Here is a 24,627-nt window from a genome sequence, read left to right as displayed (position 1 = left end):
CATCGGGTGACCAACCCATTATTGCCTCCTGGACGGCTCCCATGACCCAAAACCAACTCGACAAGAAATCCGAAGCCTGGTCGGCCCTGTTCTCCGAACCAATGAGCGACCTCGTGAAGCGCTATACCTCCAGCGTCTTCTTCGACAAACGCCTCTGGCAAGCCGACATCCAGGGCTCGCTGGCACACGCCGGCATGCTCGCCGCGCAAGGGATCATCGGCGTGCAGGACCACGCCGCGATCGAACGCGGGATGGCGCAGATTCGCGCTGAAATCGAATCCGGCGCCTTCGAGTGGAAGCTCGACCTCGAAGACGTGCACCTGAACATCGAAGCCCGCCTGACCCAGCTGGTGGGCGACGCCGGCAAGCGCCTGCACACCGGCCGCAGCCGCAACGACCAGGTGGCCACCGACGTGCGCCTGTGGCTGCGCGGCGAAATCGACCTGATCGGCGACCTGCTGGTCGCGCTGCAGAAGGCGCTGGTCGACATCGCCGAGAAGAACGTCGAGGTGATCCTGCCCGGCTTCACCCACCTGCAGGTGGCGCAGCCGGTGAGCTTCGGCCACCACATGCTGGCGTACGTGGAAATGTTCAGCCGCGATGCGGAACGCATGGGCGAGGTGCGCCGGCGCGTGAACCGCCTGCCGCTGGGCGCCGCCGCGCTGGCCGGCACCAGCTATCCGCTGGACCGCGAACTGGTCGCCAAGACCCTGAGCATGGACGGCGTGTGCCAGAACAGCCTGGACGCCGTGAGCGACCGCGACTTTGCGATCGAATTCACCGCCGCCGCCAGCCTGTGCATGGTGCACATCAGCCGCATGAGCGAAGAGCTGATCCTGTGGATGAGCCAGAACTTCGGCTTCATCCAGATCGCCGACCGGTTCACGACCGGCTCGTCGATCATGCCGCAGAAGAAAAACCCCGACGTGCCGGAGCTGGCGCGCGGCAAGACCGGCCGCGTGGTCGGCCACCTGATGGCGCTGATCACGCTCATGAAGGGCCAGCCGCTGGCCTACAACAAGGACAACCAGGAAGACAAGGAGCCGCTGTTCGACACCGTCGACACGCTCAAGGACACCCTGCGCATCTTTGCCGAGATGATCGGCGGCATCACCGTCAAGCCCGAGGCGATGGAAGCCGCCGCCCTGCGCGGCTACGCCACCGCCACCGACCTGGCCGACTACCTCACCAAGAAGGGCCTGCCCTTCCGCGACGCGCACGAGACCGTGGCCCACGCCGTGAAGGCCGCCACCTCGCACAAGGTCGACCTGGCCGAGCTGCCGCTGTCGGTGCTGCAGCAGTTCAACCCGAACATCGAGAAGGACGTGTACGACGTGCTGAGCCTGCGCGGCTCGCTCAACGCACGCAACATCCTGGGCGGCACCGCCCCGGTGCAAGTGAAGGCGCAAATCGCGCGCCACCGCGCCCGCCTCGGCTGAGCAGCCCGACAGCCACCGCGCCGTGTTCTACGCCATCCCGCTCGAAAACAGACCGAGCTGGCGCAACCCGCCGTGGATGACGGTGCTGCTGATCCTCGTGAACATGCTCGTGTTCTGGGGGCCGCAGCGCAGCGAAGAGCACGGGCGCGAGCGCGCCGCCAGCTACTACACGAAGAGCGTGCTGCCCCGGCTAGAGTTGCCGCCGTTCGTGGAGTGGATCGAGAAAACGGACCCCAAGCGCGGCAAGCTGGCGCGGCGCATGCTGGCGGACGAGGAGGCCTATCCACAGTTGCTCGAAGGCCTTCAGCACGAAAAGAAGTTCCTGCAGAAACTGCAGGCTGACGAAGTCATCACGCCGGCGAACCCGCAGTACGCCGAGTGGAAGCATGACCGCCAGAAGTACGACGCCATGCTGCCCGCGCCCTTCACCGAGCGCTGGGCACAGGACTACGGCAGGGACGCCGAGTTCAAGCCCTGGACCTGGATCACCGCCGCCTTCCTGCACGGCAGCACGGGGCACCTGCTGGGCAACATGCTGTTCCTGTTCCTGTTCGGCTTCTCGGTCGAACTGGCGCTGGGCCGCGGCACTTACCTGACGTTCTATCTGCTCGGCGCCATCGGCGCCTCCGCGCTGGCCGGCTGGGCCTATGCGGGCAAGGGCAGCTACGGCCTGGGCGCCTCGGGCGCGATCTCGGCGCTGATGGGCATGTACGCGGTGATGTATCGGCTGCGACGCATCCGATTTTTCTACCAGCTGTTCTTCTATTTCAACTACGTCACCGCGCCGGCGCTGCTGCTGCTGCCGGCCTGGATCGTCAACGAGCTGATGCAGCACTGGCTGGGCGGCCAGGGCATCGCCTACATGGCCCATCTCGGCGGCCTGCTCACAGGCGCCGCGCTGATGGCTGGCGCCACGCTGCTGCACCGCGTGAAGACGCCCGAGACCGTCAAGTCGGAAATGGTGAACGACGACGATCGCTTCGAGCAGCACGTGGCCGCCGCGCGCAAGCTGGCCGCCGCGATGAAATTCGAGGCCGCCTGCGCCGAATGGCGCGCCGCCGCCGCCCTGCGCCCCGGCGACACCGACACGCTGCGTGCCTGGTTCAACACCGCGCGCCTGCAGCCCGCGAGCGACGACTTCCACCAGGCCGCGCGCCGCATCTTCCGCCTGTCCGCCACCGACGCCGATACCCTGGCGCTGCAGCACGCCAGCTTCACGACCTACCTCGACCAGGCCAGGCCCGGTGTTCGCCTCAAGCCCGACGACATGGCCCGCCTGGCGCGCCGCTTCGCGCGCATCCGCCAGTTCGGGGATGCGGACAAGCTGTGCCGCATCCTGCTGAAAACCGCGCCCGAGCATCCCGAGCTGGCGAACACGCTCTCGGTGTGTGCCAACGGGCTGCTGCACGCGGGCGAACGCGACAAGGCCATCGGCCTGCTGCCGCATCTGCTGCGGCTTGCGCCCAACGACATGGTGACGCGCGCGCTGCAGCGCGCCTGACAGTTCGCGCTTCAGGATCCGAATGTCCCGAAGCGCCCCTTTGATAACGCCCACAATAGGGGCGTGACCTAGAAGACGCAGATCTGGGTGTAAACCAGTCACTACAAGAAGCAGTCCGACCAACGTCGCAGGAGGATGACCCCATGCGGGAAAAAGAGGAAGACAAGGGCGCACAAACGCCGGAGCAAGGCACAGGAATGAGCGCAAAGGACGTGGCCCTGGATCTGCTCATGCGCGTCCTGGCTGCACTGGCGCTGTCCATCTTCGTATATCGGGTGGTCCAGATCGAGTTGCGGCAGCCGAGCATCGTCCTGACCACGCTGCTGATTTCGGAGACCCTGATCGTTGCGCTCGTCATCTTCGCCAAGATGACGAAAACGCGCGTCTTCTCATTTTCGACAGTGGTCTCGACCACCGTCGCCACCTTCTACTTCCTGTTCATCCAGCTCGACGACGGCGAAAAACTGGTGCCGGTGTGGATCTCCGAGACAGTGATGGTCGCGGGGATGCTGCTGCAGATCTGCGCCAAGATCTATCTGGGGCGCAACTTCGGCCTGCTGCCGGCCATTCGCGGGGTGGTGACCGGCGGCCCCTACGGCCTGGTGCGCCATCCGATCTACCTTGGCTACCTCATCACGCACCTCGGATTCCTGCTCAACGTCTTTTCGCTGTGGAATCTGATGGTGCTGACGCTGCTCTATCTCTTCCAGTTCGCAAGAATGGTGAACGAAGAAAAGGTGCTGATGCAGTCCGCCGAATACCGTGCGTACATGAGCCGGGTGCCCAAGCGGCTGATTCCCTTCGTGGTTTAGACCGGTCCTTCGCGCCGCCGGTGGCACTGCGCTTGCGGTAACGCGCATGTAAAGCCGGCCGCGTCGCTCGTGCATCGTTGAACTTGAGGGCACGCGTTCGCTCCATCTGGGGCTTTCGCTACTTCAATTTCCTGTCTGATGCCTGACCAAACCCCATCCCGCTTCGCCCTGATCTTCACGGCCCTGGCCATCACCGCGCTCGCAGGTTGTTCACGCACCAGCGTGGAGGCGCCCGGTCCGTCGAAGGCAGCAGCCGCACCAGAAAAGGAAGTCGGCGCCGTCACCCTGAAGCAGGAGACCCTGGCCCTGAGCACCGAGTTGCCCGGCCGCACCGCGGCGCCGGTCATCGCCGAGATCCGCCCGCAGGTCGGCGGCATCCTGAAAGAGCGGCTCTTCATCGAAGGCTCGCAAGTCAAGGCCGGCCAGGTGCTCTACCAGCTCGATCCAGCCTCGTTGCAGGCGGCGCACGCCAGCGCGCAAGCCAGCGTGCGCAAGGCCGAGTCGGCCCTGACCACAGCGCGCACCGTGGCCAAGCGCAACGCCGAACTGGTGAAGATCGACGCCATCAGCCGCCAGGTGTTCGACGAAACCCAGGCCGCCGAGCAGCAGACCGAGGCCGACCTCGGCGTGGCGCGGGCCGCCGAGCAGACCACACGCATCCAGCTCGGCTACACGCGCATCACCTCGCCGATCACCGGCTGGGCCGCACTGTCGACCGTGACGCCCGGCGCGCTGGTCACGGCCAACCAGGCCGCGGCGCTCACCACCGTGCAGCAGCTCGACCCGATCCATGTGCACGTCACGCAGTCGAGCAGCGAACTGCTGCGCCTGAAGCGCGAATTGGCCAGCGGACGGCTGCAGCGCGCGAACGATGCCGAGGCGCGCATCCAGTTGCTGCTGGAGGACGGCAGCGCCTACCCGCATGCCGGCCGCCTCACCTTCAGTGACGTGACGGTCGATGCCGGCACTGGCAGCGTGACACTGCGCGCAGTGGTACCCAACCCCGACAAGCTGCTGATGCCCGGCATGTACGTGCGCGCCGTGCTGCAGGAAGGCGTGAACACCGCGGCGCTGCTGGTGCCGCAGCAGGCCGTGACGCGTGCGCCCGACGGCAGCGCCTCGGCGCTGGTGATCGGCACAGACAACAAGGTCGCCAAGCGCCCGATCAACATAGGCCGCGCGGTCGGCACGCGCTGGCAGGTGATCGACGGGCTGGCCGCGGGCGACCGCGTGATGATGGAAGGCTCGCAGCGCGTGAAGGTGGGTGACAAGGTGAAGGTGGTCGACCTCGGCGCGGAGCCGTTGGCGAGCGTCGAGCCCGACGCAGCCTCCACCACCATCGCACGCTGAGGCTCGCCCATGGCCCAGTTCTTCATCGACCGCCCCATCTTCGCGTGGGTGCTCTCCATCGTCGTCATGCTCGCCGGCCTGATGGCCATCCGCACGCTGCCGCTGGAGCAGTACCCCGACATCGCGCCGTCACGCGTGTCCATCAATGCCACCTACACCGGCGCCTCGGCCAAGACGGTCGAAGACTCCGTCACGCAGGTCATCGAGCAGCAGATGAAGGGACTGGACAACCTGCTCTACATGCAGTCGACCAGCAACTCGTCGGGCGTGGCTCGCCTGTCGCTCACCTTCAACGCCGGCACCAACATCGACGTGGCCCAGATGCAGGTGCAGAACAAGCTGCAGCAGGCCATGTCGCGCCTGCCGCAGCAGGTGCAAAGCCGCGGCGTCACCGTCACCAAAGGCGGCAACGACTTCCTGCTGATCGTCTCGATGTACTCGGGCGACGGCAGTGCATCGGCCGTGGACGTGGGCGACTACATCAGCAGCAACCTGGTCGACGTCATCAGCCGCATCGACGGCGTGGGCGAAGTGCAGACGCTGGGCACCGGCTATGCCATGCGCCTGTGGCTCGACCCCGACAAGCTGCGCAAGTACGCGCTGATGCCTTCGGACGTCGGCGCCGCCATCACCGCGCAGAACGCGCAGGTGTCGGCCGGCCAGCTCGGCGCGCTGCCGGCCAGCGCGCAACAGCAGCTCAACGCCACCATCACCGCGCGCAGCAAGCTGCAGACGGCGGAGCAGTTCGAGAACGTGGTGCTGCGCGCCACGCCCGACGGCGCCGTGGTGCGGCTGAAGGACGTGGCCCGCGTCGAACTCGGCGCCGAGAACCTCACGGTGCGCTCGCAACTCGGTGGCCGCCCCGGCGCGGGGCTGGGCGTGGTGCTGGCCGATGGTGCCAACGCGGTGCAGGTGGCCGAGGCGGTGAAGGCCAAGGTGGCCGAGCTGCAACCGCTCTTTCCCAACCAGCTGCAAACCTTCGTGAGCTACGACACCACGCCCTTCGTCAGTGCATCCATCGACGAAGTGGTGAAGGCGCTGGCCGAGGCCATGCTGCTGGTCGTGCTGGTGATGTACGTCTTTCTGCAGAACTTCCGCGCGACGCTGATCCCGGCGATTGCAGTGCCGGTGGTGCTGCTGGGCACCTTCGGCGTGCTGTCGATTGCGGGCTACTCGATCAACACACTCACCATGTTCGGCATGGTGCTGGCCATCGGCCTGCTGGTGGACGACGCCATCGTGGTGGTGGAGAACGTCGAGCGCGTGATGCACGAGGAAGGCCTCTCGCCCAAGGAGGCCACGCGCAAGTCGATGGCCGAGATCACGCCGGCGCTGGTCGGCATTGCGCTGGTGCTGTCGGCGGTGTTCATCCCCATGGCCTTCTTCGGCGGCTCGACCGGTGTGATCTACCGGCAGTTCTCGATCACCATCGTCTCGGCCATGGCGCTGTCGGTGTTCGTGGCGCTCACGCTCACGCCGGCGCTGTGCGCGACGCTGCTCAAGCCCGTCGCCAAGGGCCAGCACGCGGTGGCCCGCCGCGGCGTGCTCGGCGCGGCCGACCGCTTCTTTGCAGGCTTCAACCGCAACTTCGACAAGGGCGCCGATCGCTACCAGGGCGTGGTGGGCGGCATCATTCGGCGCGGCAAGCGCAGCATCGTGGTGTACCTGCTGATCGCGGCCGTGATGGCGCTCTTGTTCATGCGACTGCCGACCTCGTTCCTGCCCGATGAAGACCAGGCCTTTTTGCAGGTGCAGGTGACGCTGCCGCCCGGCGCGTCGGACGCGCGGCTGCAGCCGGTGGTCACGCAGATGCAGGACTACTTCACCCAACAGCCCGAGGTGCTGAGCGTCAACGTCATCACCGGACAGAACGGCGACCAGAGTTCGGCGCGCGCCTTCGTCAAGCTCAAGGACTGGGCCGAGCGCGAAGGCGACGGCCAGTCGGCCGCAGCGCTGGCGCGGCGCGCCAACAAGGACCTGTCGACCATCCGCGACGCACGCATCTTCGTGCTGCTGCCGCCGGCAGTGCGCGGGCTCGGCGCCAACGCGGGCTTCAACTTCCACCTGAAGGACATCAACGGCCTGGGCCACGATGCGCTGGTGAAGGCACGCGACCAACTCATCGAACTGTTGTCCAAACGGTCCGAGGTGGCGAACGTGCGCAGCAACAACCTGGACGACACGCCGCAGTTTGCGGTCGACATCGACGACGCGCGCGCTGGGGCTGCCAGCCTGGCCACGTCCGACATCGACAGCACGCTGTCGAGCGCGATGGGCGGCACCTACATCAACGACTTTCTGGACAACGGGCGCGTGAAGCGCGTGTACATGCAGGGCGACACCGCCTTTCGGATGCTGCCCGCCGACATCGACCGCTGGAGCGTGCGCAACAGCCTCGGCCAGATGGTGCCGTTCCCGGCCTTCTCCAGCTCGCGCTGGACTTATGGCTCGCCGCAACTGCAGCGCTACAACGGCAGCCCGAGCTACGAGTTCGTGGGCGATGCCGCGCCGGGCGTGAGTTCGGGCGACGCCATGGCTGCGGTGGACGAAGTGATGAAGCAGATGCCACCCGGCATCGGCTACGAATGGACCGGCGCATCGTTCCAGGAACGGCTGTCGGGTGCGCAGGCGCCGGTGCTGTATGCCATCTCGATCCTGTTCGTGTTCCTGTGTCTTGCGGCCCTGTATGAGAGCTGGTCGGTGCCGTTTTCGGTCATTCTGGTCGTGCCGCTGGGCATCGTCGGCGCGCTGATGTTCACCAGCTTCCGGGGCCTGAGCAACGACGTGTACTTTCAGGTCGGCCTGCTCACCACCGTGGGGCTGTCGTCGAAGAACGCGATTCTGATCGTCGAGTTCGCCAAGCAGTTGCAGGAGCAAGGCAAGAGCGTGGTCGAGGCCACGCTGATGGCGGTGCGGCTGCGCCTGCGCCCGATCCTGATGACCTCGCTGGCCTTCGGCTTCGGCGTACTGCCGCTGGCCATCGGCACAGGCGCCGGTGCGGGTGGCCGCCAGTCGATCGGCACTGCGGTGCTGGGTGGCATGGTGGTCGGTACTGCGCTCGGCATCTTCTTCGTGCCGCTGTTCTTTGCGTTGATTCGCGGATGGTTGCAGGGGCGGCGCAAACCTGTTGTGCCTGATGACGAGGCGAATGGATCGCAGCCCGCTGCGGCCGCTGCCGAACAGGGAGGCCACTGATGCGACGCCAATCCTTTTCCCGATTCCCTCTGCGCGCACTCGCCTGTGCGGCCATGGCATCGGCCGCGCTCGCGGGTTGCGTCAACCTTGCGCCCGCGTATGAGAAACCCGTCGCTCCGGTGCCGCAAGCCCTGCCCTCCGCCGGTGTCGAGGCGGCCACGCCGCTCGACGTTGCATGGCGCGACTTCTTCGTCGATCCGCGCCTGCAGGGCGTGGTTGAACTCGCGCTCGCCAACAACCGCGACCTGCGCGTGGCCGCGCTCAACATCGAGCGTGCGCGGGCCCAGTACGGCATAGTGCGCGCCGGCCTGTTCCCGACCGTCGAGGCCGGTGCGGGCGGCAGCCGCTCGCGCACGCCGGGCGGCCTGTCGACCAGCGGCGAAGCGCGCTACGCCACGCAGTACAGCGCCGACCTCGGCCTGACGAGCTACGAACTCGACCTGTTCGGGCGCGTGCGCAACCTCAGCGAATCCGCGCTGCAGAGCTACTTCCAGACCGAGGAGACACGGCACAGCACGCAGATCAGCTTGATTTCCGCCGTGGCCACCGCATGGCTTCAACTGGCCGCCGACGAGCAGCGACTGCAGCTTGCGCGCAGCACGCTCGACAGCCAGCGCAAGTCCTTCGAGCTGATCCAGCGCAGCCACGCCCTGGGCTCGCAATCGGGTCTGGCGCTGGCGCAATCGCAAAGCACCGTCGATGCTGCGCGCGCGGATGCGGCTGCGTTCGACGGCCAGGTCGAGCAGGCCCGCAACGCGCTGGCCCTGCTGGTCGGTGCCACGCCACCGGCCGAGCTGCTGCCGGTGCCGGCCACATCGACAACGGCCACGACCACCGCCGCGCAACTGCTGGTGCCGCCGGCCGGCCTGTCATCGGACGTGCTCCAGCAGCGCCCCGACGTGCGCGCCGCCGAGCACGCACTGCGCGCCAGCAACGCCGACATCGGTGCGGCGCGCGCCGCATTCTTCCCACGCATCGCGCTCACCGCATCGGCCGGCACAGCCAGCAGCAACCTGTCGGGCCTGTTCGCGGGCGGCAGCAAGGCATGGAGCTTCGCGCCCTCGATCAGCGTGCCGATCTTCGACGGCGGCGCCAACCGCGCGAACCTGCGCGTGGCCGAGACGCAGCAGAAGATCCAGCTCGCGACTTATGAGAAGACCGTGCAGACCGCGTTCCGCGAAGTGGCCGACGCGCTGGCCGAACGCCGCACGCTGGCCGAACGGCTGGATGCGCAGCGCTCGTTGCTGGGCGCCACTTCGCGCAGCTTCGAGTTGTCGCAGTCGCTGTTCAAGAGCGGTGCCAGCAATTATCTGGACGTGCTCGATGCGCAGCGCGCTTACTACGCGGCGCAGCAGACGCTGATTGGGTTGCAGCTTACGGAGCAGACCAATCGGCTGACGATCTATAAGGCGTTGGGTGGAGGTTGGAAGGACGGCTGAGGCGCCGTTCTTCTTGCTCGGGTCCGCTGCGCTCTCTTCCTGAAACTCTCCTGCGCTGCCATTGCGGCCGGGAAGAAGTCAGGAGGTTTTCAGAAGCTTGCGTTGAGATTGAAGCCCAGCGTGACCTTCGCAGTGCGATAGCCCTCGGGCTTGCGGATGGGCGCGCCGACAAAGAAGTCGTAGCTCAGCTTGGTCCACTGGCCGCGCACGCCGATGACTGCGCCGGCAAGGCTGCGGCCGAGAAGGTCGACCGTGGAGCGGCCACCGACATGGCCGTAGTCCATGCCTACATAAAGCTCCGCGCCACTCTGCCCCACCGCCCAGCCGATGTCATTGCGCAGCAGCCATCCGCGTTCGCCCAGCAGGCTCGTCTCGCCATCGAAGCCACGCACTGTGTAGCGCCCGCCGATGGCGAAGCGGTCTTGCGGTGTCAGCGGCGTGCGGTTCCACTGTGCCCGGATCAGGCCCGAGTAGCGCATCTTCTGCTCGCCGAGCTTGAAAGGCGCATTGAGGCTGATGTCCGCCGTGTACAGCTTCAGACGCGAGGTGCCCTCACCGAACTCTTCTTCCGGCGCGGCGCGCGAGCCGAAGCCGCCCGTGCCTCGCTTGTAGGCCAGCGTGCCTTCAAGCGTTGCGTCGCCGATGAACTCCTTGTGGTTCAGGCTGAATTCCAAGCCCCCGACCACGCGGTGCTGCACCTCGACCTCGGTGTCGTCCACGAAGTTGCGCGACTCGCGGCGCCAACCCTTGATGGCCACCGTGGTCTTGCGGCTCTGGTCGCGGTAGACCAGGCGCGAGAACTTGACCTCGGCGTTGTTGCTCTTGCCCGCGTACACGTAGTTCTGGTTCAGGCCGGCCACGCTCTGGTGGTACTGGCTGTTGGAGGCGGTGAAGCCCAGGAGCCAGTAGCCGTAGGGCAGCGAGTAGTGAACAGTCTGGCCTTCGGTGCCCTTGGCCGGGTCGCCGAAGACGTGGTTGTTGATGTTGTGGTTGGCGCTGACGTAGAACAGGTCGTTCAGGCCGAAGGGGTTGTCCAGGGACAGGGTGGCGCCGGCCTGGTAGCGGCCTGTGGCTTCGGTGCCGCTGTCGTCAAGGCTGAGGGTGACTCGCCACTTCTTGGATTGGACGTACTTGACGACGAGGTCGCTGTCGCCGGGCTTGGCGTTTGCGGCTGTGGAGGGTTCGATCTGGATGTCGGCTTCGGCGGTGGGGGAACGCTTGAGGTTTTCCAGGCCTTGTTCGATGTCGCGCAGGTTCAGCAGATCGCCGGGGCGTGCGGGGATGGCAGTGGCGAGCAGGGCTGAGCTGCCGAGCAAAGTCGATGAGGAGTCTGCGGTCGTGCGGATGGCGGCGATGCGGCCCGGTACGAGCGACAGCGTCAAGGTGCCGGTCGACAGATCCTGCGGTGCGGCGAGAACGCGGGTCGTGACGTAGCCGCGGGCGATGGCGGCTTGCTGGGCACGTGCGAGGACTACGTTGACGCCGGCGGTGCCGAGGCATCGACCGATGGGCGAATCGTTGCCGTCGGGGCCAGACAGATCAGCGACGGCCCATTGGAAGGATTCGGACTGCTCGCCGACAAGCAGCACGCGATCGATGCGAAAGCACGGGGACTCGGACTCGGGAATGCGTTGGTTTGGCGCCGATGGTGCAGCCTGCGGACGCTGATCAACAGTGCGTTCGTTCTGCTCGCGCAGTGCTCGCTCACGCTCTTGCTGACGCTGCTGTTCAACGAAAGGTTTCGGCGTAGTGGGTGATTGCTGAGCCAGAGCCAGCAATGGGCCGGCCGCTACGGCGGCAGCCCACAGGTTGCGTTTCAAATCAAACTCCCTCTTTCTATTCTTGTGCAGGCCTATACCGGCCCCGTCGACCGCACTCAGTTCAACGAACCGGCGCGGGACATCCCTCAATGGTCTTTGATGGAACAGGCACCAACGCATCTGGATCGGTGGCGTCCACCAGAGTCAAGTTGCAGGCGGGTTTGCTACCCCAGCCGAACTCAACAATGTAGGCATGCCCTTCTTTCGGAGTGAATCCGAGCGTCACAGGGCCGCAGTTGCCAGAGCGATATCCCGAACCGGTGCCGCTGCCCCAGGAGCCGTAGCCGCTCACTTGAATTGGCTCTCCAGGCTTTGCTTCGTGAACGCGATAGGGCTCCGTCTTGCCGAGCGCCCTGCTGGTGCCTTGCACGGCGTTGGCGATCCAGGGGTAGATGACGCCGCGGCCCGTGTAGACCACGCTGCCCAAGGAGGTGAATTCCTGGCAGGCCTGCGGCGAGGTGCTGACAGAGAAATGCGCTGGAAAACCTGAGCCTGCAGCCCGCACCACGATCTTGGCCGTGCCAGGCTCGACATCGCGCAATTCGTTGTAGCCATTGTTGGCACGAATATCGGCAAGTGCAGCTTCGGGATTGATCTTGCTATAGGCGCATGCCGATAGCATGCCACTGGCAACAACTACGGCCCACCAATTCATTTTTTCAGACATTTTCATTAAATCAAAAACACGGGATTTGGCATCCGACTTTTTGAGTCTGAAATAGATATCACCAGCCATAAGTACTCACTTGATGATCATGATTCCTGCCGCCAGCGCAGGAGGTGGCGTATTGATGTAGTTCTGCGATATTTCTCAGACCTGCGGTGTGATTTTTTAAAACCCTTCGTTACAGGATCTGTCCTGCACCTTCAAAGAAAGCGTCATAAGCCATCTCAAAATATTTAAATAAAACAAGGGAGAGAAAATTCCATTTTCGATTGCTCGGAATCGGGTATTTGCAAAAACCTATGCCACGCCTCTACCAAAAAAATAACTTCAATGAGAGAAAAATTCCCTTCCGGGACTTCTTCCCACGAATCAATCACACAACTAAATTGAACGCCCGCGCGTTCAAAGGCAACATTCATTTCATCGGAATACTCAACAAATCCCTCTTGCTCGCCTTTCTGAAGGCGAATTATTTTTTCGATGAACTGAATAATGCTCGAGAGCGTTTCCGAGTCATTTTTGACCCAACAATAGGAATCCACGCGCAAGTATATTTGTCATACTTATTTTCACGGAAAGACTTTCATCTTTCGAGCGCGCTAACCGCCAGTAGTCAGAGTAACTGGCATTCGGATAACTCATCACATTTTTTTCAATATAAAATTCAACAACTTTGGCCATTTCTTCATCTCAAAATACAGGGTACGCTGTCAACTTTAGTGCGGACCTCATTTTGCATAGTAACTCCGCGCCGCAGCCCATTTGGCTAGGTAACTATGGAACTTCAAGCTGCGCGAACCTCTGCCGAAAAACTACTCAACTCCATCAACTCCATCAACTCCAGGGCGGAAAGGAAAATAAAATTTATCCATTGGATTTTCCCCTTGCATCTTCAAAAGATATGGATCAACCGGGCACTCTTGCCTCATTTCGATCATCTCCATTCCGGCGACCAGTACAAAACGATCATCCTTGTACTCAATACCATTAGCCTCATAATATTTAATTGTCATACTGTAATCGAAATTGTATTCATCTAATTCCAAGTAGATTTTGGTATTTCCAGCACCAGGAAATATCTCATCCCTTTTCAGACAACTGTTCAGTGATTCAAGCAGTTTTTTCGTTTTATGCTCGGCGTTTGCCCAGGGCTCTTTGTGCAACAAGTTGAGCAGCATAAAGCCATCTTTAGAACCAATCCCATAAACCGGAATAACTAGGCCATCAACCCTCCCTGCAACCAAAATATTCGCATCTTTAATTTTTATCAATTCTTGAATAAGCTCGAATATCGTCATATTATTTTCCAATTTTTTCATCCAGAGTTACATCAAAGGTGCCAGTTCTGGTCGTATTTTTTCCGAGATTTGCGACTGACGAAGCTGCTTTCCAAAAACCACCGTTATGACTCCCCACTCCATTGCCACTACCAACATCTCGACTTATGTATTGCATCTCTTTTTTGGCCCTCGGATTGAAATAAACAGGCTCTCCAAATTTTGAATTCTCATTTGTTTTTCTGTACCCTAGCATTGCTGCTTGCTCTGAAGTTGAGAGTACAAGCGGTGATGTAACAACCGGCTCTGGCGGCGCTTTGACATTGACTCCACGAGGTATTGGCAGATCAGGCGCATATACTTTGGGGTCATACCATTTGGCATCCCCAGCCTTGCCTTGGTATGCGGTAACTTGCCTGCCATCTTCCCCCTTAAACGTATACAAAGGGCGTCCATCAGGAGTTGTCTTGCCGGTTGCAATTGCATCTCCGGGCAAATTGCTCCAGCAATTGTTGTGTACCCAGACGCCTTCTGCCCCCTCTTCACCCTTCACGAAGTAGGTATGGAAATCCGCCACCGTCAGGTTATAGGCTCTCAGTGGCTCCGATGTCCGCTGAATTCTTTTGACCTCAAGCCAATTTCCACTGCTGCCCAGTAGGCGGTATCCCGTTTTCAGGTTTGCCGCATCTACCCATTGCGCGTGAAGGATTGGCCCTTGGTAGTTATGCCCCTCAGACGCCTTGGGCAAAATCGTTTCACTTTCAATGCCTGGTAGTTTTGCAAAGAACGGGTGAACAGCATTTGAAACAATGACCTGCACCCGGCCATCGGCGTCCTTTATCGTCACATAGACGGTTTCCTGGTACGGGTTGCTGTATTGCGCGAGAACGGTTTTGTAGCCCACGACGCCCTCACGCTCATCGCGCGAGAAGACGCCATCTCCAACACGTATGTCCTTGATCTGGGTATAGCCCGAGGTCGTCTTGACCAACATGTCGCCTCGGAACGAGCATGTGCCGCTTGCTGTCCTCGGTACGCCAACAGGCATCGGAGCCATTCCCTCAGCCTTCGCCAACGCCTTGGGAATGTATTTGCCCCCGAGCCAAGCAAGTCCGAACTTGCTCGCATCAATCCCCACGTCCATCAGTGGGTCGCGCTCACCCGGATAGCCCGCCACGTTGAACGAGTCCAGCACGCGCTGACCTTCGCTTGACTGGTAGGGGCCGAAGAGCGTCTTGCTCCCATCCTGAGCTTGAGCATTCGCAGAGACTGCAATACCGGTGCCCAATGGCACAGCAAGACACCCTAGCCCGAATGTTTCAAGACAACTCAGAGCACCGCCAGCAGCAAGAGCACCACCGCCGACCAACCCAACCGAGCCGCCAGCCAGATTTGCCGCGCCGCCCGTGCGGCGGATCAGTTCTCCGTTTCGCGTGAGTGCATCTCGTGCTGCGTCAACGTACGGCTCATAGACAAACTCACCCGTCGCGCGCAAAGCTGCTTGTTCTGCCTCGTATTTTTTCCCATCGTCCTGTAAAGAACGTAGTTTTCCGTAGGCCTTGTCATCTTTCGAAATTCCATCTGCACATTTCACCAAGAAGCAGGCCGCCGCTTGAAGTCGGTCTTTTTCCTGTTGTGTCTTGTTCGCTTGAAGTGCTGCAAGCTTCTGGGCCTCGGTAAAACGCAGCTGCCTGTTGTTGATGTCAATGCTGTAGGCGCCCGATGCCCCGGCCGCTCCCCCAACCATGCCGCCGATGGCCGCCGCCGTTGCGGCACCCACCGCCTGGGCCACTGGCGAGGGCAAGCCCATGCCAGCGATGGCCTCCCCGATTCGCGGCATCAAGGCAGAACTCGCACCAGCCCCCAAGGCGCCAGCGACTCCACCACTCAGACCACCTGACGCTGCATGTGCCAATACGCGGTAGGCCCCGCCTTCTTTCCAGTTGGTCTCCAGATCGCGCGCTTGAGCTATCAACGCGGCCTTCTTGTCGAGATCAAGCTCCGCTTCAGCCTCTCCGCGCAATTTCTTGGCGTCGTTGAGCTTTCCATCAGCAAAGTCTCCAATGGCCTTGGCCGCCTTCTGCTTGAACTCTTGCGATATCTGCGCCTGCGCCTGCACATCCTTGATGATGGTCTTGGTGTTCCAGTCCTTGACCAACGTGCCGGCGCTGCTGTTGTCACCGGTCCTCACGTTCTGGTCGCCCGCAACACCCGAGATGCCGGACTTGGTCACGCTGGTCTGGTTGTTGCCGCTGTGGCTGCCCACACCAGCTCCGCCGCCCGGTCGACGCATCGCATCGATGTCCGCATCGGTCATGCCGCGTTCGCGCAGAACCTGTCGATGGGCCGCTTCGTCCCCCGCAAAGAACCCAACGCTCCCGCTGACCGAGAAGCTGCTGCCGCTGGACTGACTGACGTTCTGCAAATCGCTCATCGTGAGCTCGCCGCCGGTGCTGAAGCTGTTCTTCTTGTTGTCGATGGCGGCTTGCGTGCTCTCGATCACCGCACCCTTCAGGTCTGTGTTGCCCGCGACCTTGACGTCGAAGCCACCATCTCCGGCCTTGATGCCCGACTGAACGGCCGGGCTGACGAACACGCCATCGGCCTTGGCCCCCGCTGCATTTCCCCCTGCTGTGCTGATGCCGTAGCAGATGGGCGGAATGCACAGGCTCACATTGAAGCCACCGCTGCTCTGGCGTGACTGCCCTACGCTCACGTCCTGCAGGCTCTCGATGTTCAGGTTGCCGCCCACATCGGCCGTGACACGGTTGGCCTCAACAATGCCTCCGCGCATATTCAGGTCACCACCCGAGCTGATGTTGACGGCCTTGCCGCCGCTGACCTGGGTGGCGTTGTAGCTGATGTTGTCCTGGTTGTCGCGGCCCTTGCCCTTGCTCACACCCAACTGGATGCTGAAGCCGGTCTGCGCGCCGGCCCCGAAGGTGACGCCTACGTTGGCGCCGCGGCTGGAGTTCTGCCCGACCGTCTTGCTGGTGTTTTTACTGGCCTCCAGCGTCACGTCGTTGTCGGCTGCCAGGTTGGCGGTGTTGCCCGCCGCGATGGTGGAGCCGATGGCGTGGATGTTCGAGTCTTTGCCGTCGCCCGTGGCCGCGATATTGACGTTGTTGGCCCCCACGACGCCCGAGCCCACGGCCTCGCTGCTGCTCGTGATGCTGGTGCTCTGGCTGGTGTTGCGGCTGACATTGACGCTCACGCCGTAGCTCATGCCGCCACCGTTGGCGAGCTTGCTGGCGGTGTCGTACACCTGCTTGCCGCTCATGGCCAGGTTGAGGGCGCCCAGCGCCTGTGAACGACTGTCGCTGGTATCGCCCATGGCCTTGATCGTGCTGGATGCCCCCTTGAGGGTGTCGGTACTGATCCCCATGACGCTGGCGCTGCCGCCTAGGATGCTGCTGGAACTCTTGTCCATGGTCACCGACATGGAGGTGTTGTAGGCCTCGTTGATGACGACGTTCTTCGCAAGGATGTTGACGTCGCCGCCCACCAGTGGCCCGGCCTGTCCTGCGGCCAGGACGCTGCTGGCGGTCTGGCGGTATTCGTTGCCGGCCACCAAGGTCACGTTGCCTTGCAGGCTGGCGACCTGGCTGGCCTGTTGGGTCGTGCTGGTGGTTGCAGTCGCCTGGGAACCCTTGATGTTCCCGATGGCCGGGTTGTACCACTTGCCCACCATGCCGGACTTGCTGTTGGCGTCGTAGCTGCTCTCCGTGCGCGTGTTCTGGGCGCTCTCGATGGTGAGGTTGCGACCGGCCAGCATGGTGATGTTGTTGTCGGCGACGACAGTGGCCGCCTGCAAGGTGGTATCGCGTCCACTCACTGTCTGCAGGCTCCCCGCCGAAACGCTCGTCCCAATCGCATCAGTGCGGCTGCTTCCATTGGCACTTGTGGCGGACTTGCTGCCCCTCATGGCGGCGCCATTGGGGGTGTCGGGGCCCATGGACATGCCGATGGCGTTGCCCAGGCCGGTGGCGCTGCTTCGGCTTTGCTTGGCGTGGGCTTCCTGCGTCGTCCGGTTGGCCGTCGTGAGATTGATATCTCGACCTGCCGACAAGCTCATGGCCTCAGCGGTGCGAAGTTGCGCGGCCTTCAGGTTGACGTCGTTACCGGCCACCAGCGCCATGCTCTTGCCGCTCAAGCTGCTGGACAAGACATCCGTGGTACTGGTGCTGTCGAAGGTACTGGAGCTGGATTTCTTGAACAGGCTCTTGGACGAAGACTGGGTAGACGTGGCGATGCTGCTCGTGGACTGCCCCGCCGTGACATTGATATCGTTCCTGGCCGTTGCTATCAATGCACCGTCAACGCTGGCGATGGCACCCGCCCGGATGTTCAAGTCGCTGCCAGCAGCAAGACGCACATTGTCTTGGCCCTGGATGACGGAGCCCACTTCGCGACTCTCAAATGCGACTGCCGCGATGCCCTTGCCCGCGACGACGGAACTGCGGTTTTCGGTGACGGTACCCAGGTTGATGTTGCGCCCTGCGCCCACCGCAACCGATCCGGCGCTGACCAGCGCAGCAGCGATGAGGTTGGTATCGCGCCCCGCAGAAGCGATCAACACGCCCCCCGGATCGGTGACGTACACGCCAGCCACGCGGTCGATGTCCGTGCGCGATACGCCGGTCTGTGTCGTGGTCTGGATGTTGATGTCGCGCCCGGCTGTCAGCATAGCCGCGTCGCGCGCGGTGATGCTGCCGCCGATGTTGTTCAGGTCGTTGCGTGCGTTGATGCCGATGCTGCCACCGGCAATGCGGCCACCGAGGTTGTTGACGTTCTCGGCGTTGATCGACACCAGGGTCCGTCCAGCAATGGTGCCTGTGTTGACCAGATCGCCGGAGGTCTTGATCACGGTGGCATCAGCACTCAGGAGAGCGCCCGAGCCGTCGATGTCCCCTGGCCGCACGCGCACGTACACCTGAGGCACCAGCGCCTGTTGCGTGCTGCCGTCGGGCAGGGTTACAGAGCGCTCGACCAGCCAGACGATGTCGCTGGTCAGTTGCGCCATCTGTGCGGCCGACAAGCCGATGCCAGGGCGCAGGCCATATTGCTTGGCGAAGGTGGCCCCCGCATTCATCAACGCGGCGTACTGGTCGTCGTCGTTGGCAAAACCGTCCAGGAAGCGGTAGCCAGTCAACTGCGCGACTTGCTCACGGATGAGCTTCTGTTCGTAGAAGCCATCGCCCAGGCGCTTGAGGATATTGTTCGGGTCCTGCCCGAGGTTGTTCAGCAGATAGTCGCTGCTGAGCCAGTTACGGTAGTTTGCAAAGCGAGGATCGGTTTCGATCAGGTAGTGGCTACCTGCTTCGGAGCGGACATTGAACAGACTGGCGCGGGGGACGGCAATGTTGGGCGCGCTGGTGCGCACGACCATCGGAATGGTTCGCGCCGAACCCGCCTGAGCCGTTGTGGCTACACCGTCTGTACTGCCCGCACTCTGGCCTCCAACGCTCACCACCGCACCAACCTGGGCTGGAACTTCAACGATGGTGGCCGGGCCGCTGCCGGCGCCCACCCCACCGACGCCACCCGCATGGGTGCCCACGTTGACGCTGGAGGCTGGGCCCAGTGCCTTGCCGTTCACGGCATTGAGGTTGGGTTCGTACTTGTATGCCCCCAGCGAGATGGTGTCGAACTTCGTGCTACCAGCCACCGGAGCCGCCAGTTCTCCTTGGTCGCTGATCACGGTCGCCGTGCCGACTGCGAGGGTGACCTGCCCCTTCATCTGTTCGGGCACGTAGGGGCCGCCTGTGGCTGTGCCGCCGGCCGTCACCTGGCTGTTCTCGTTGTAGAAGCGGCCGGAGACCGCAATGTCGCCTGCAGCCGCCATGCGCGCGGGGTCGAGGTTTTTGGCGGTGTCGCTGATCGCGATGAGCGGTGCGGTCCATTGGCCATAGCCGCCCGTGCCGATCAGTTCTTCGCTGCCATCAGGCTTCCTCAAGAACATCGTGCGATTGATCGGATCAAGCCGCACCTGGTCCAGGGTATAGAAGCCCCCACGCCCAGGCTGCGGAATGTAGGGCGCGTACGTCACGGCGACACTTGTCTTGACCACCGGCTCACCGCGCTCGATGTGAATGTCGCGGTTGTTGACGTTGTCCATCGAGATCACCATGCTCCCCAGCGACTCGATGTCGGCGCTCAGGTTGTTGAGCACTGAGCCCTGCCCGGTGGCCAGGCGGTCGGCATCCAGCCTGGCGCCGATGCGCATCGCGTCGGCCGTCGTGCCGCCACTGAAGATCAGCGCATGCTCGCGGTTGTTGATGGTGTTCGCGCCGATGTTCAAGGTGTTGCGCGCGGCAATGGTGCCCGCCTTGGTCACGCCGTTGGCGGTCTCCGCATCGTTGTCGAGCGTGCCTGTGCCAATAGACAACTGGTTGCCGTAGATGCGGCCTGTGCCGATGTTCTTCACCGCACCCGCATTGACCTGCGTGGCGCCCTTGCTGTCGATCAGGCCCCGGTTGATCAGGGTGCCGCTGGCGTTGACGACAGTATCGGCCCCAGACATCTCGGCGCTGGCCGTGTTGTTGATGTCGCTGCCGCCTATCGTGAGTTTCTGTCCGGCCAGCAGTTTTCCGTTGTTCGTGAGTGTGCCGGTGGTGGCGTAGCTCAGGTTCCCGTTGGCAGCGACCTCTGCGTTGTTGGTGATATCGCCCACGAGCGCGACACCCAGATCGTTGGCCGAGACGAGCTGGCCGTCGTTGCTGAAACTTTTGGCGTCAAGCACCACGCCGCCGAATCCCGGGGTTTGCACCTTGCCGTCAGGGCCGCGCACTGCGGCCGTGCCCCCGACCAATGTTCCATCGGTGTTCGTGATCACGAGGGTCTTGGCACCGGGATTGCCCGCATTGGGATCCTTGATGGCCAGCGTCTGTATGGCGGAGATCAGGCCTTTGCTGTTGTCCAGAGGACCACTGCTGACGATCGTGACATTCTGATCGGCACGAACGGCACCTGTGTTGTTGTTCAGGCCGCCAACCCCGATGGAAACGTTCTTGCCTTCGATGCCTTGGTTGGCGCTACGCGTGTTGGCATTGCCGATGCTTGCGGCATTCAAGGTGGTTTTTGCAAGGGAGCGCACGAGGCCGCCAGAATTCTGGATGTCCCCGGCGTTGATCGTGAGATCGCCTACCGCCTGGGTCTGGCCGCCACTGTTGTCGTAGCTCGCATCCTTGGTGTTGATTGCTACTGTGGATTGGCCGAGCACCGTGCCTCCACTGGCGTTCGTGAACTTGCCGGTCTCGGCGTCAAGAAGGCCCTTGGACCCGATGTAGCCCGCCGTGTTGTCGACGGCACCGGTCCTGAGCGTCAACGCGCCGCCGCTGATGATCTCGCCTTGCTTTTTCTCGGGGTCCGGCGAACGGGTGTTCGTCAGTTTCTGGCCACGGGTGTTGACGCTCATCGCATCGACTGACTGGATCAGGCCCGCGTTGTTGCCGAGCGCGCCGGAACGGATGTCCAGCGTGGCAGCAGAGTCCAAGATGCCATGGTCGTTGCTCAGCAACTTGTCGCTGGCATCGATGACGAGGGTCTTGCCGGTGACCTTGCCTGCATCGTTCACCAGACCGCCATTGGTGAGCGTTGCTGCGCCACCAGCCTTCATCCCGCCTTCCTTGTTGATGGTCACGCCCATGGTCGTGACCCCGAGATTGCCCGCCACCGCGGCCACAGTGCCCTTGCTGTTGTCCAGCGTATTCGCGCTGAAGGTGGTGTTGCCCTTGGCGGCCAGCATGCCGCCGACGTTTGTTGCGGCCCCGCCGATGGTGGCGCTCAGATCGCCGGCAGCGGTGATGCTGCCTGTGTCGTTGTTCAGGCTCCCGGCTTTGTTCTTGACGGTGATCGTCGCATTAGCGCCTGCGCCGATCTCGCCGTTCTTGCTGTTGTCCAGCACGCTGTCCACGATCACGTCGAGGTTGGAGGTGCCAGTTGCGCGAACAATGCCGCCCTGGTTGGTCAGGCTGCCGGCCGCGATGTTCGTATTGCCATTGCTGGCGATGGTGCCGTCACTGTTGTCCGCTGCGCCAACCACGTTGATGCGCGTGGCATCGGAGCCGGTCTGGATGATCTGGCCCCCACGGTTGCTGAGTGACCCGGCATCGATGGTGACCCGCTCGGCGCTGGTCCTGGCTTTTGTGCCGTCCTGATTGAAGGTGCCCGACATGGCGACGGTCAATGCCTTGTTGGTGGTGATCTGGCCATTGGCCCCGTTGTAGCTTCCGCCCGCAATGGTGAGCATGCCGGCTCCGGCATGCTCGATCTGGCCGTTTGCATTGGTGATGCTTGCGCCGCGCAGGTTCAGATCCTGGCCATTGCTGGCGATGCGTCCGCCATCGTTGTTCAGGGTGCCGCTGGTGGCGATGGTCAAGGCCTCGCCACCGGTCTGCACGATCTCGCCGCCATTCGTGTTGGCGATGTTCGAGACGTTCAGGTCCAACTTCCCGGCGTTGAGTTGACCGGCATCGTTCACCAAGGTCTGGCCAGGCTGAGCATTGGCGGTGATGCTCAAGATGCCCGGCGTAACAACGGCGGCTTTGCTGCCGGTGACCACGTTACCTTGGGTCGCAGTGATCGCGATATTGGCCGCGCTGGTCTGGCTGGCCGAGAGATCGACGCTCGCGCCTTGCAGCGTAGCGTCGCCCGCGGCGAGATTGATGCCGTTGGCGACCAATGCGCCAGTGCTCGTCACGCGCAAATCGCCAGCGCCGCCAAGCTTGCCGTCGTTCTGCACGCCGGCACCAAGCACGCCGGCACCAAGCACGCCGGCGTTGCGGCCTTGCAGGCTACCCGTCGTGATCGTTGTGTTTCGGCCTGCGGTAATGCTGCCGTCGTTGGTCAGTGCGCCCCCGACCGCAACCTTGACATCATTGGCGCCGCGCAGGCTTCCACCGTTGACAAGCGTGCCTGCCTGAACGTTCAGGTCCGAAGTCGCACCGATGGCGCCACCACTGCCGTTGGCCAGTTGGCTGGTCACTGTGAGCCGAACCCCGGCCTGTGCCGATTGGATGCTGCCCTTGGTGTTGTCCAGAGAGTTGGTGTTGAACGTCAGGCCTTGATTGGAAGCAAGGGTGCCGGCGCTGTTGTTCGTCGCCCCCGCCACATTCGCGGTCAAGGCGGCCGCCGCGGAAATCGTCCCACGCGTGTTGTCGGCTTTGCCTCCGACCGTGAGGTTGGCATCGGTGGCGCTGGTGAGCGCGCCGTCGACGTTGATCAGATCACCGCTGCTCGCGATGTTCAGGCTGCCCGCATTCAGTTCCCCGCCCATGTTGTCGAAGCGTTCGACATTGGCGCTGAAACCGTTGCTGATGTTCACCGTGCCACCGCGGTTGTCGAAGGTGGGCTGGCTGACCCTCATGCTGGCGAGATTCAAGGTCCCGCCGTTGTTGATGATGTTCGCGCTCTCCAGCGAGATCGGGCCGCCCGCATAGATGCGACCGCCATCGTTGAGGATCCCGCCTGCAGCGGTGATCGCGCCGGGCGACGGAGGAACATACGGTGCAGGCGTGATGGTTGCGCCGGAACCAGAACCGCTTCCCGCGCCGGGCGAGCCTGGGGTGATGGCGGCGCCGCCTGTGCCTGGACTTGTTTCGCTTCCAGACTGCGGTGGTGTTGCCGCGACAGGCTCCAGTCCGATCACGCCACCGGCGGTGTTGCTCAAGACTGGCGCGGAGATGGCAAGGGCTGCACTGCTCGTCTGGCGAATCGTGCCGCCGTTGCGGTTATCGATGTTGCCCGCGACGCTGGCAAGCTCCACGCGCGCGCCTTCGAGCGTGCCGCCCGCGCCGTTGAGCGAATTGGCCAGCGTGTCTTGTGTCGCAATCTTCAGATTGCCGCCGCTGCTGATGCGGCCGCCATTGGCAAGGTTCGATGCCGCAAGGTTCGCATCGGCCGTGGCCTGGATCGCTCCGATGTTCTCAAGGCGGCCCGCACTGGTCACCACCAATTGACCTGCCCCTGCAAGCACGGGGGTGCCCGGTGCGGCCTGGATGGTGCCGGCATTGCGAACGCCAAGGCCCGCTTCGGTGCCGATGAGCGTGATCTTTCCGGCGTACATGCCGCCGAGCGCGGCTACATCGAGTGCGAAGGTGGGCACGGGACCGGTGCCTGTGGTTGGGCTGATCTGGCTGTAATCCGCCGACACCTGATTGGCCCCGGCCACAACCTTCAGCTCGCTGGCCCAGATGCCCGCGTTGGCCTGCACGGCACGGGCAAGAATTGCCGCGTAGTCGGTCTTGCTGGCATCGAGGCCCGCACCATCGATGCTGATGGTGCCGCCGCGCACGAGAAAGCTGTCAAGACTTCCTGATGGACTGAACTGTGGCGTGCCAGTGGTCAACGTGGCACGGCTCGCGTTGATGAAGCCCCCGCCATCGACGCTGATGCCGGCCGGGTTGGCAATGATCACTTCAGCGCGTTGCCCGCCGACTTCGATATAGCCGCGAAGCTGGCTCGGAATGCCGCCGTTGACTTCGTTGAGGATGATGCGCGCCGGACCAGTGGCCAAGTGCGGATTCCCCTGCACAAAACCACCGAGCTGGGTCTGCACATTCGCGCGGCTGTTGTTGAGAATCGCGCCGTTGGGTCCGACGTTGAACTGGTTGTAGACGTTGCGCGAAACGCCTGCGGCGGACGGCGTCTGCACATTGATCAAGGGCAGGCCGTTGGGCGCAACCAGTACGGTCGGGCGAAGGTTGCCCGGGACGTTAGGGGCGCCGACGATCTGGGCCTGGCTGGGCATCGGCCCCAGGAGCCCGAAGAGCGCGGTTGTTGTCAGTACCGATGCGGCCACCGACGACGCCGTCTTGCTGCCGCCTGTCGCCTTGGACGATCCCTTGCCCGTGCTCGTAGCCGTTTCCTGAACCACCATGCGCATGCCTCTCGCGGCATTGAAGACGATGCGGTGCAAATGGCGATTCATGTTCTGGCGCTCCCTGACAGTTGTTTTTCCGGAACGTGACCTGTGACAAGACGCACGAAACGGGGGGAGCGATTATGCAAAGGGAAAACCCTTGCAAGCGAGGCACTTCGTCACAGATAAAAACAACACGCAACCGCTCTCTAGCGCGTGTAATTCTTACGAACTACATTCGATTGGACGTGTGAAAGCTTTGCGCA

Annotated in this window: 10 protein-coding genes; 6 read left to right on the top strand and 4 right to left on the bottom strand. The window is 62.8% G+C overall.

Features of this window, described 5'->3' with window-relative positions:
- Nucleotides 1-41 precede the first annotated feature (41 nt).
- The 6 genes from argH (at nt 42) to H7F35_RS19770 (ending at nt 9,736) form a co-directional block, all read left to right on the top strand.
- The gene (argH, locus tag H7F35_RS19795) at nt 42-1,439 is read left to right on the top strand and encodes an argininosuccinate lyase (protein ID WP_187108300.1); all 1,398 of its coding nucleotides are present in this window, start codon (nt 42-44) and stop codon (nt 1,437-1,439) included.
- Between the two features lie 22 nt (nt 1,440-1,461).
- Nucleotides 1,462-2,940 carry a rhomboid family protein gene (locus H7F35_RS19790; protein ID WP_187108299.1) on the top strand — a complete coding sequence of 493 codons (1,479 nt, stop codon included), beginning with the start codon at nt 1,462-1,464 and terminating at the stop codon, nt 2,938-2,940.
- A 197-nt stretch (nt 2,941-3,137) separates the two neighbouring features.
- The gene (locus H7F35_RS19785; RefSeq protein WP_187108298.1) at nt 3,138-3,752 is read left to right on the top strand and encodes a methyltransferase family protein; all 615 of its coding nucleotides are present in this window, start codon (nt 3,138-3,140) and stop codon (nt 3,750-3,752) included.
- A gap of 138 nt (nt 3,753-3,890) precedes the next feature.
- Nucleotides 3,891-5,102 carry an efflux RND transporter periplasmic adaptor subunit gene (locus tag H7F35_RS19780; protein ID WP_187108297.1) on the top strand — a complete coding sequence of 404 codons (1,212 nt, stop codon included), beginning with the start codon at nt 3,891-3,893 and terminating at the stop codon, nt 5,100-5,102.
- A 9-nt stretch (nt 5,103-5,111) separates the two neighbouring features.
- Nucleotides 5,112-8,297, top strand: a complete 3,186-nt coding sequence (locus H7F35_RS19775; RefSeq protein ID WP_187108296.1) for an efflux RND transporter permease subunit — start codon at nt 5,112-5,114, stop codon at nt 8,295-8,297.
- A complete protein-coding gene (locus tag H7F35_RS19770; protein WP_187108295.1) occupies nt 8,297-9,736 on the top strand; it encodes an efflux transporter outer membrane subunit in 1,440 nt (479 codons plus the stop codon). The genes H7F35_RS19775 and H7F35_RS19770 overlap by 1 nt, the downstream gene beginning before the upstream one ends.
- An 89-nt stretch (nt 9,737-9,825) precedes the next feature.
- On the opposite strand, the gene H7F35_RS19765 is transcribed toward H7F35_RS19770, so the two are convergent.
- The 4 genes from H7F35_RS19765 to H7F35_RS19750 all read right to left on the bottom strand — a co-directional run bounded on the left by H7F35_RS19765 (nt 9,826) and on the right by H7F35_RS19750 (nt 24,430).
- Nucleotides 9,826-11,544: a ShlB/FhaC/HecB family hemolysin secretion/activation protein gene (locus H7F35_RS19765; protein ID WP_187114345.1), complete on the bottom strand. Its 1,719-nt coding sequence runs from the start codon at nt 11,542-11,544 to the stop codon at nt 9,826-9,828.
- Between the two features lie 73 nt (nt 11,545-11,617).
- Nucleotides 11,618-12,292, bottom strand: a complete 675-nt coding sequence (locus H7F35_RS19760) for a hypothetical protein (RefSeq protein WP_261803285.1) — start codon at nt 12,290-12,292, stop codon at nt 11,618-11,620.
- Between the two features lie 743 nt (nt 12,293-13,035).
- Nucleotides 13,036-13,542, bottom strand: a complete 507-nt coding sequence (locus tag H7F35_RS19755) for a hypothetical protein (protein WP_187108294.1) — start codon at nt 13,540-13,542, stop codon at nt 13,036-13,038.
- Nucleotides 13,523-24,430 (bottom strand): hemagglutinin repeat-containing protein, encoded by a 10,908-nt coding sequence (locus H7F35_RS19750; RefSeq protein WP_187108293.1) that lies wholly within the window; start codon nt 24,428-24,430, stop codon nt 13,523-13,525. The genes H7F35_RS19755 and H7F35_RS19750 overlap by 20 nt, the downstream gene beginning before the upstream one ends.
- Between the last annotated feature and the right edge of the window lie 197 nt (nt 24,431-24,627).

Origin of the sequence: Variovorax sp. PAMC26660, from assembly GCF_014302995.1 — a bacterium.
Lineage (GTDB): Bacteria > Pseudomonadota > Gammaproteobacteria > Burkholderiales > Burkholderiaceae_C > Variovorax.
Note: the sequence above shows the minus strand (reverse complement) of the source record. Positions and strands in the feature narration are given on the sequence as shown.

Coding starts and splice junctions, on each gene's coding strand:
- argH (WP_187108300.1), top strand. CDS start 42: ATGACCCAAAACCAACTCGACAAGAAATCCGAAGCCTGGTCGGCCCTG.
- H7F35_RS19785 (WP_187108298.1), top strand. CDS start 3,138: ATGAGCGCAAAGGACGTGGCCCTGGATCTGCTCATGCGCGTCCTGGCT.
- H7F35_RS19780 (WP_187108297.1), top strand. CDS start 3,891: ATGCCTGACCAAACCCCATCCCGCTTCGCCCTGATCTTCACGGCCCTG.
- H7F35_RS19775 (WP_187108296.1), top strand. CDS start 5,112: ATGGCCCAGTTCTTCATCGACCGCCCCATCTTCGCGTGGGTGCTCTCC.
- H7F35_RS19770 (WP_187108295.1), top strand. CDS start 8,297: ATGCGACGCCAATCCTTTTCCCGATTCCCTCTGCGCGCACTCGCCTGT.
- H7F35_RS19760 (WP_261803285.1), bottom strand. CDS start 12,292: ATGGCTGGTGATATCTATTTCAGACTCAAAAAGTCGGATGCCAAATCC.
- H7F35_RS19755 (WP_187108294.1), bottom strand. CDS start 13,542: ATGAAAAAATTGGAAAATAATATGACGATATTCGAGCTTATTCAAGAA.
- H7F35_RS19750 (WP_187108293.1), bottom strand. CDS start 24,430: ATGAATCGCCATTTGCACCGCATCGTCTTCAATGCCGCGAGAGGCATG.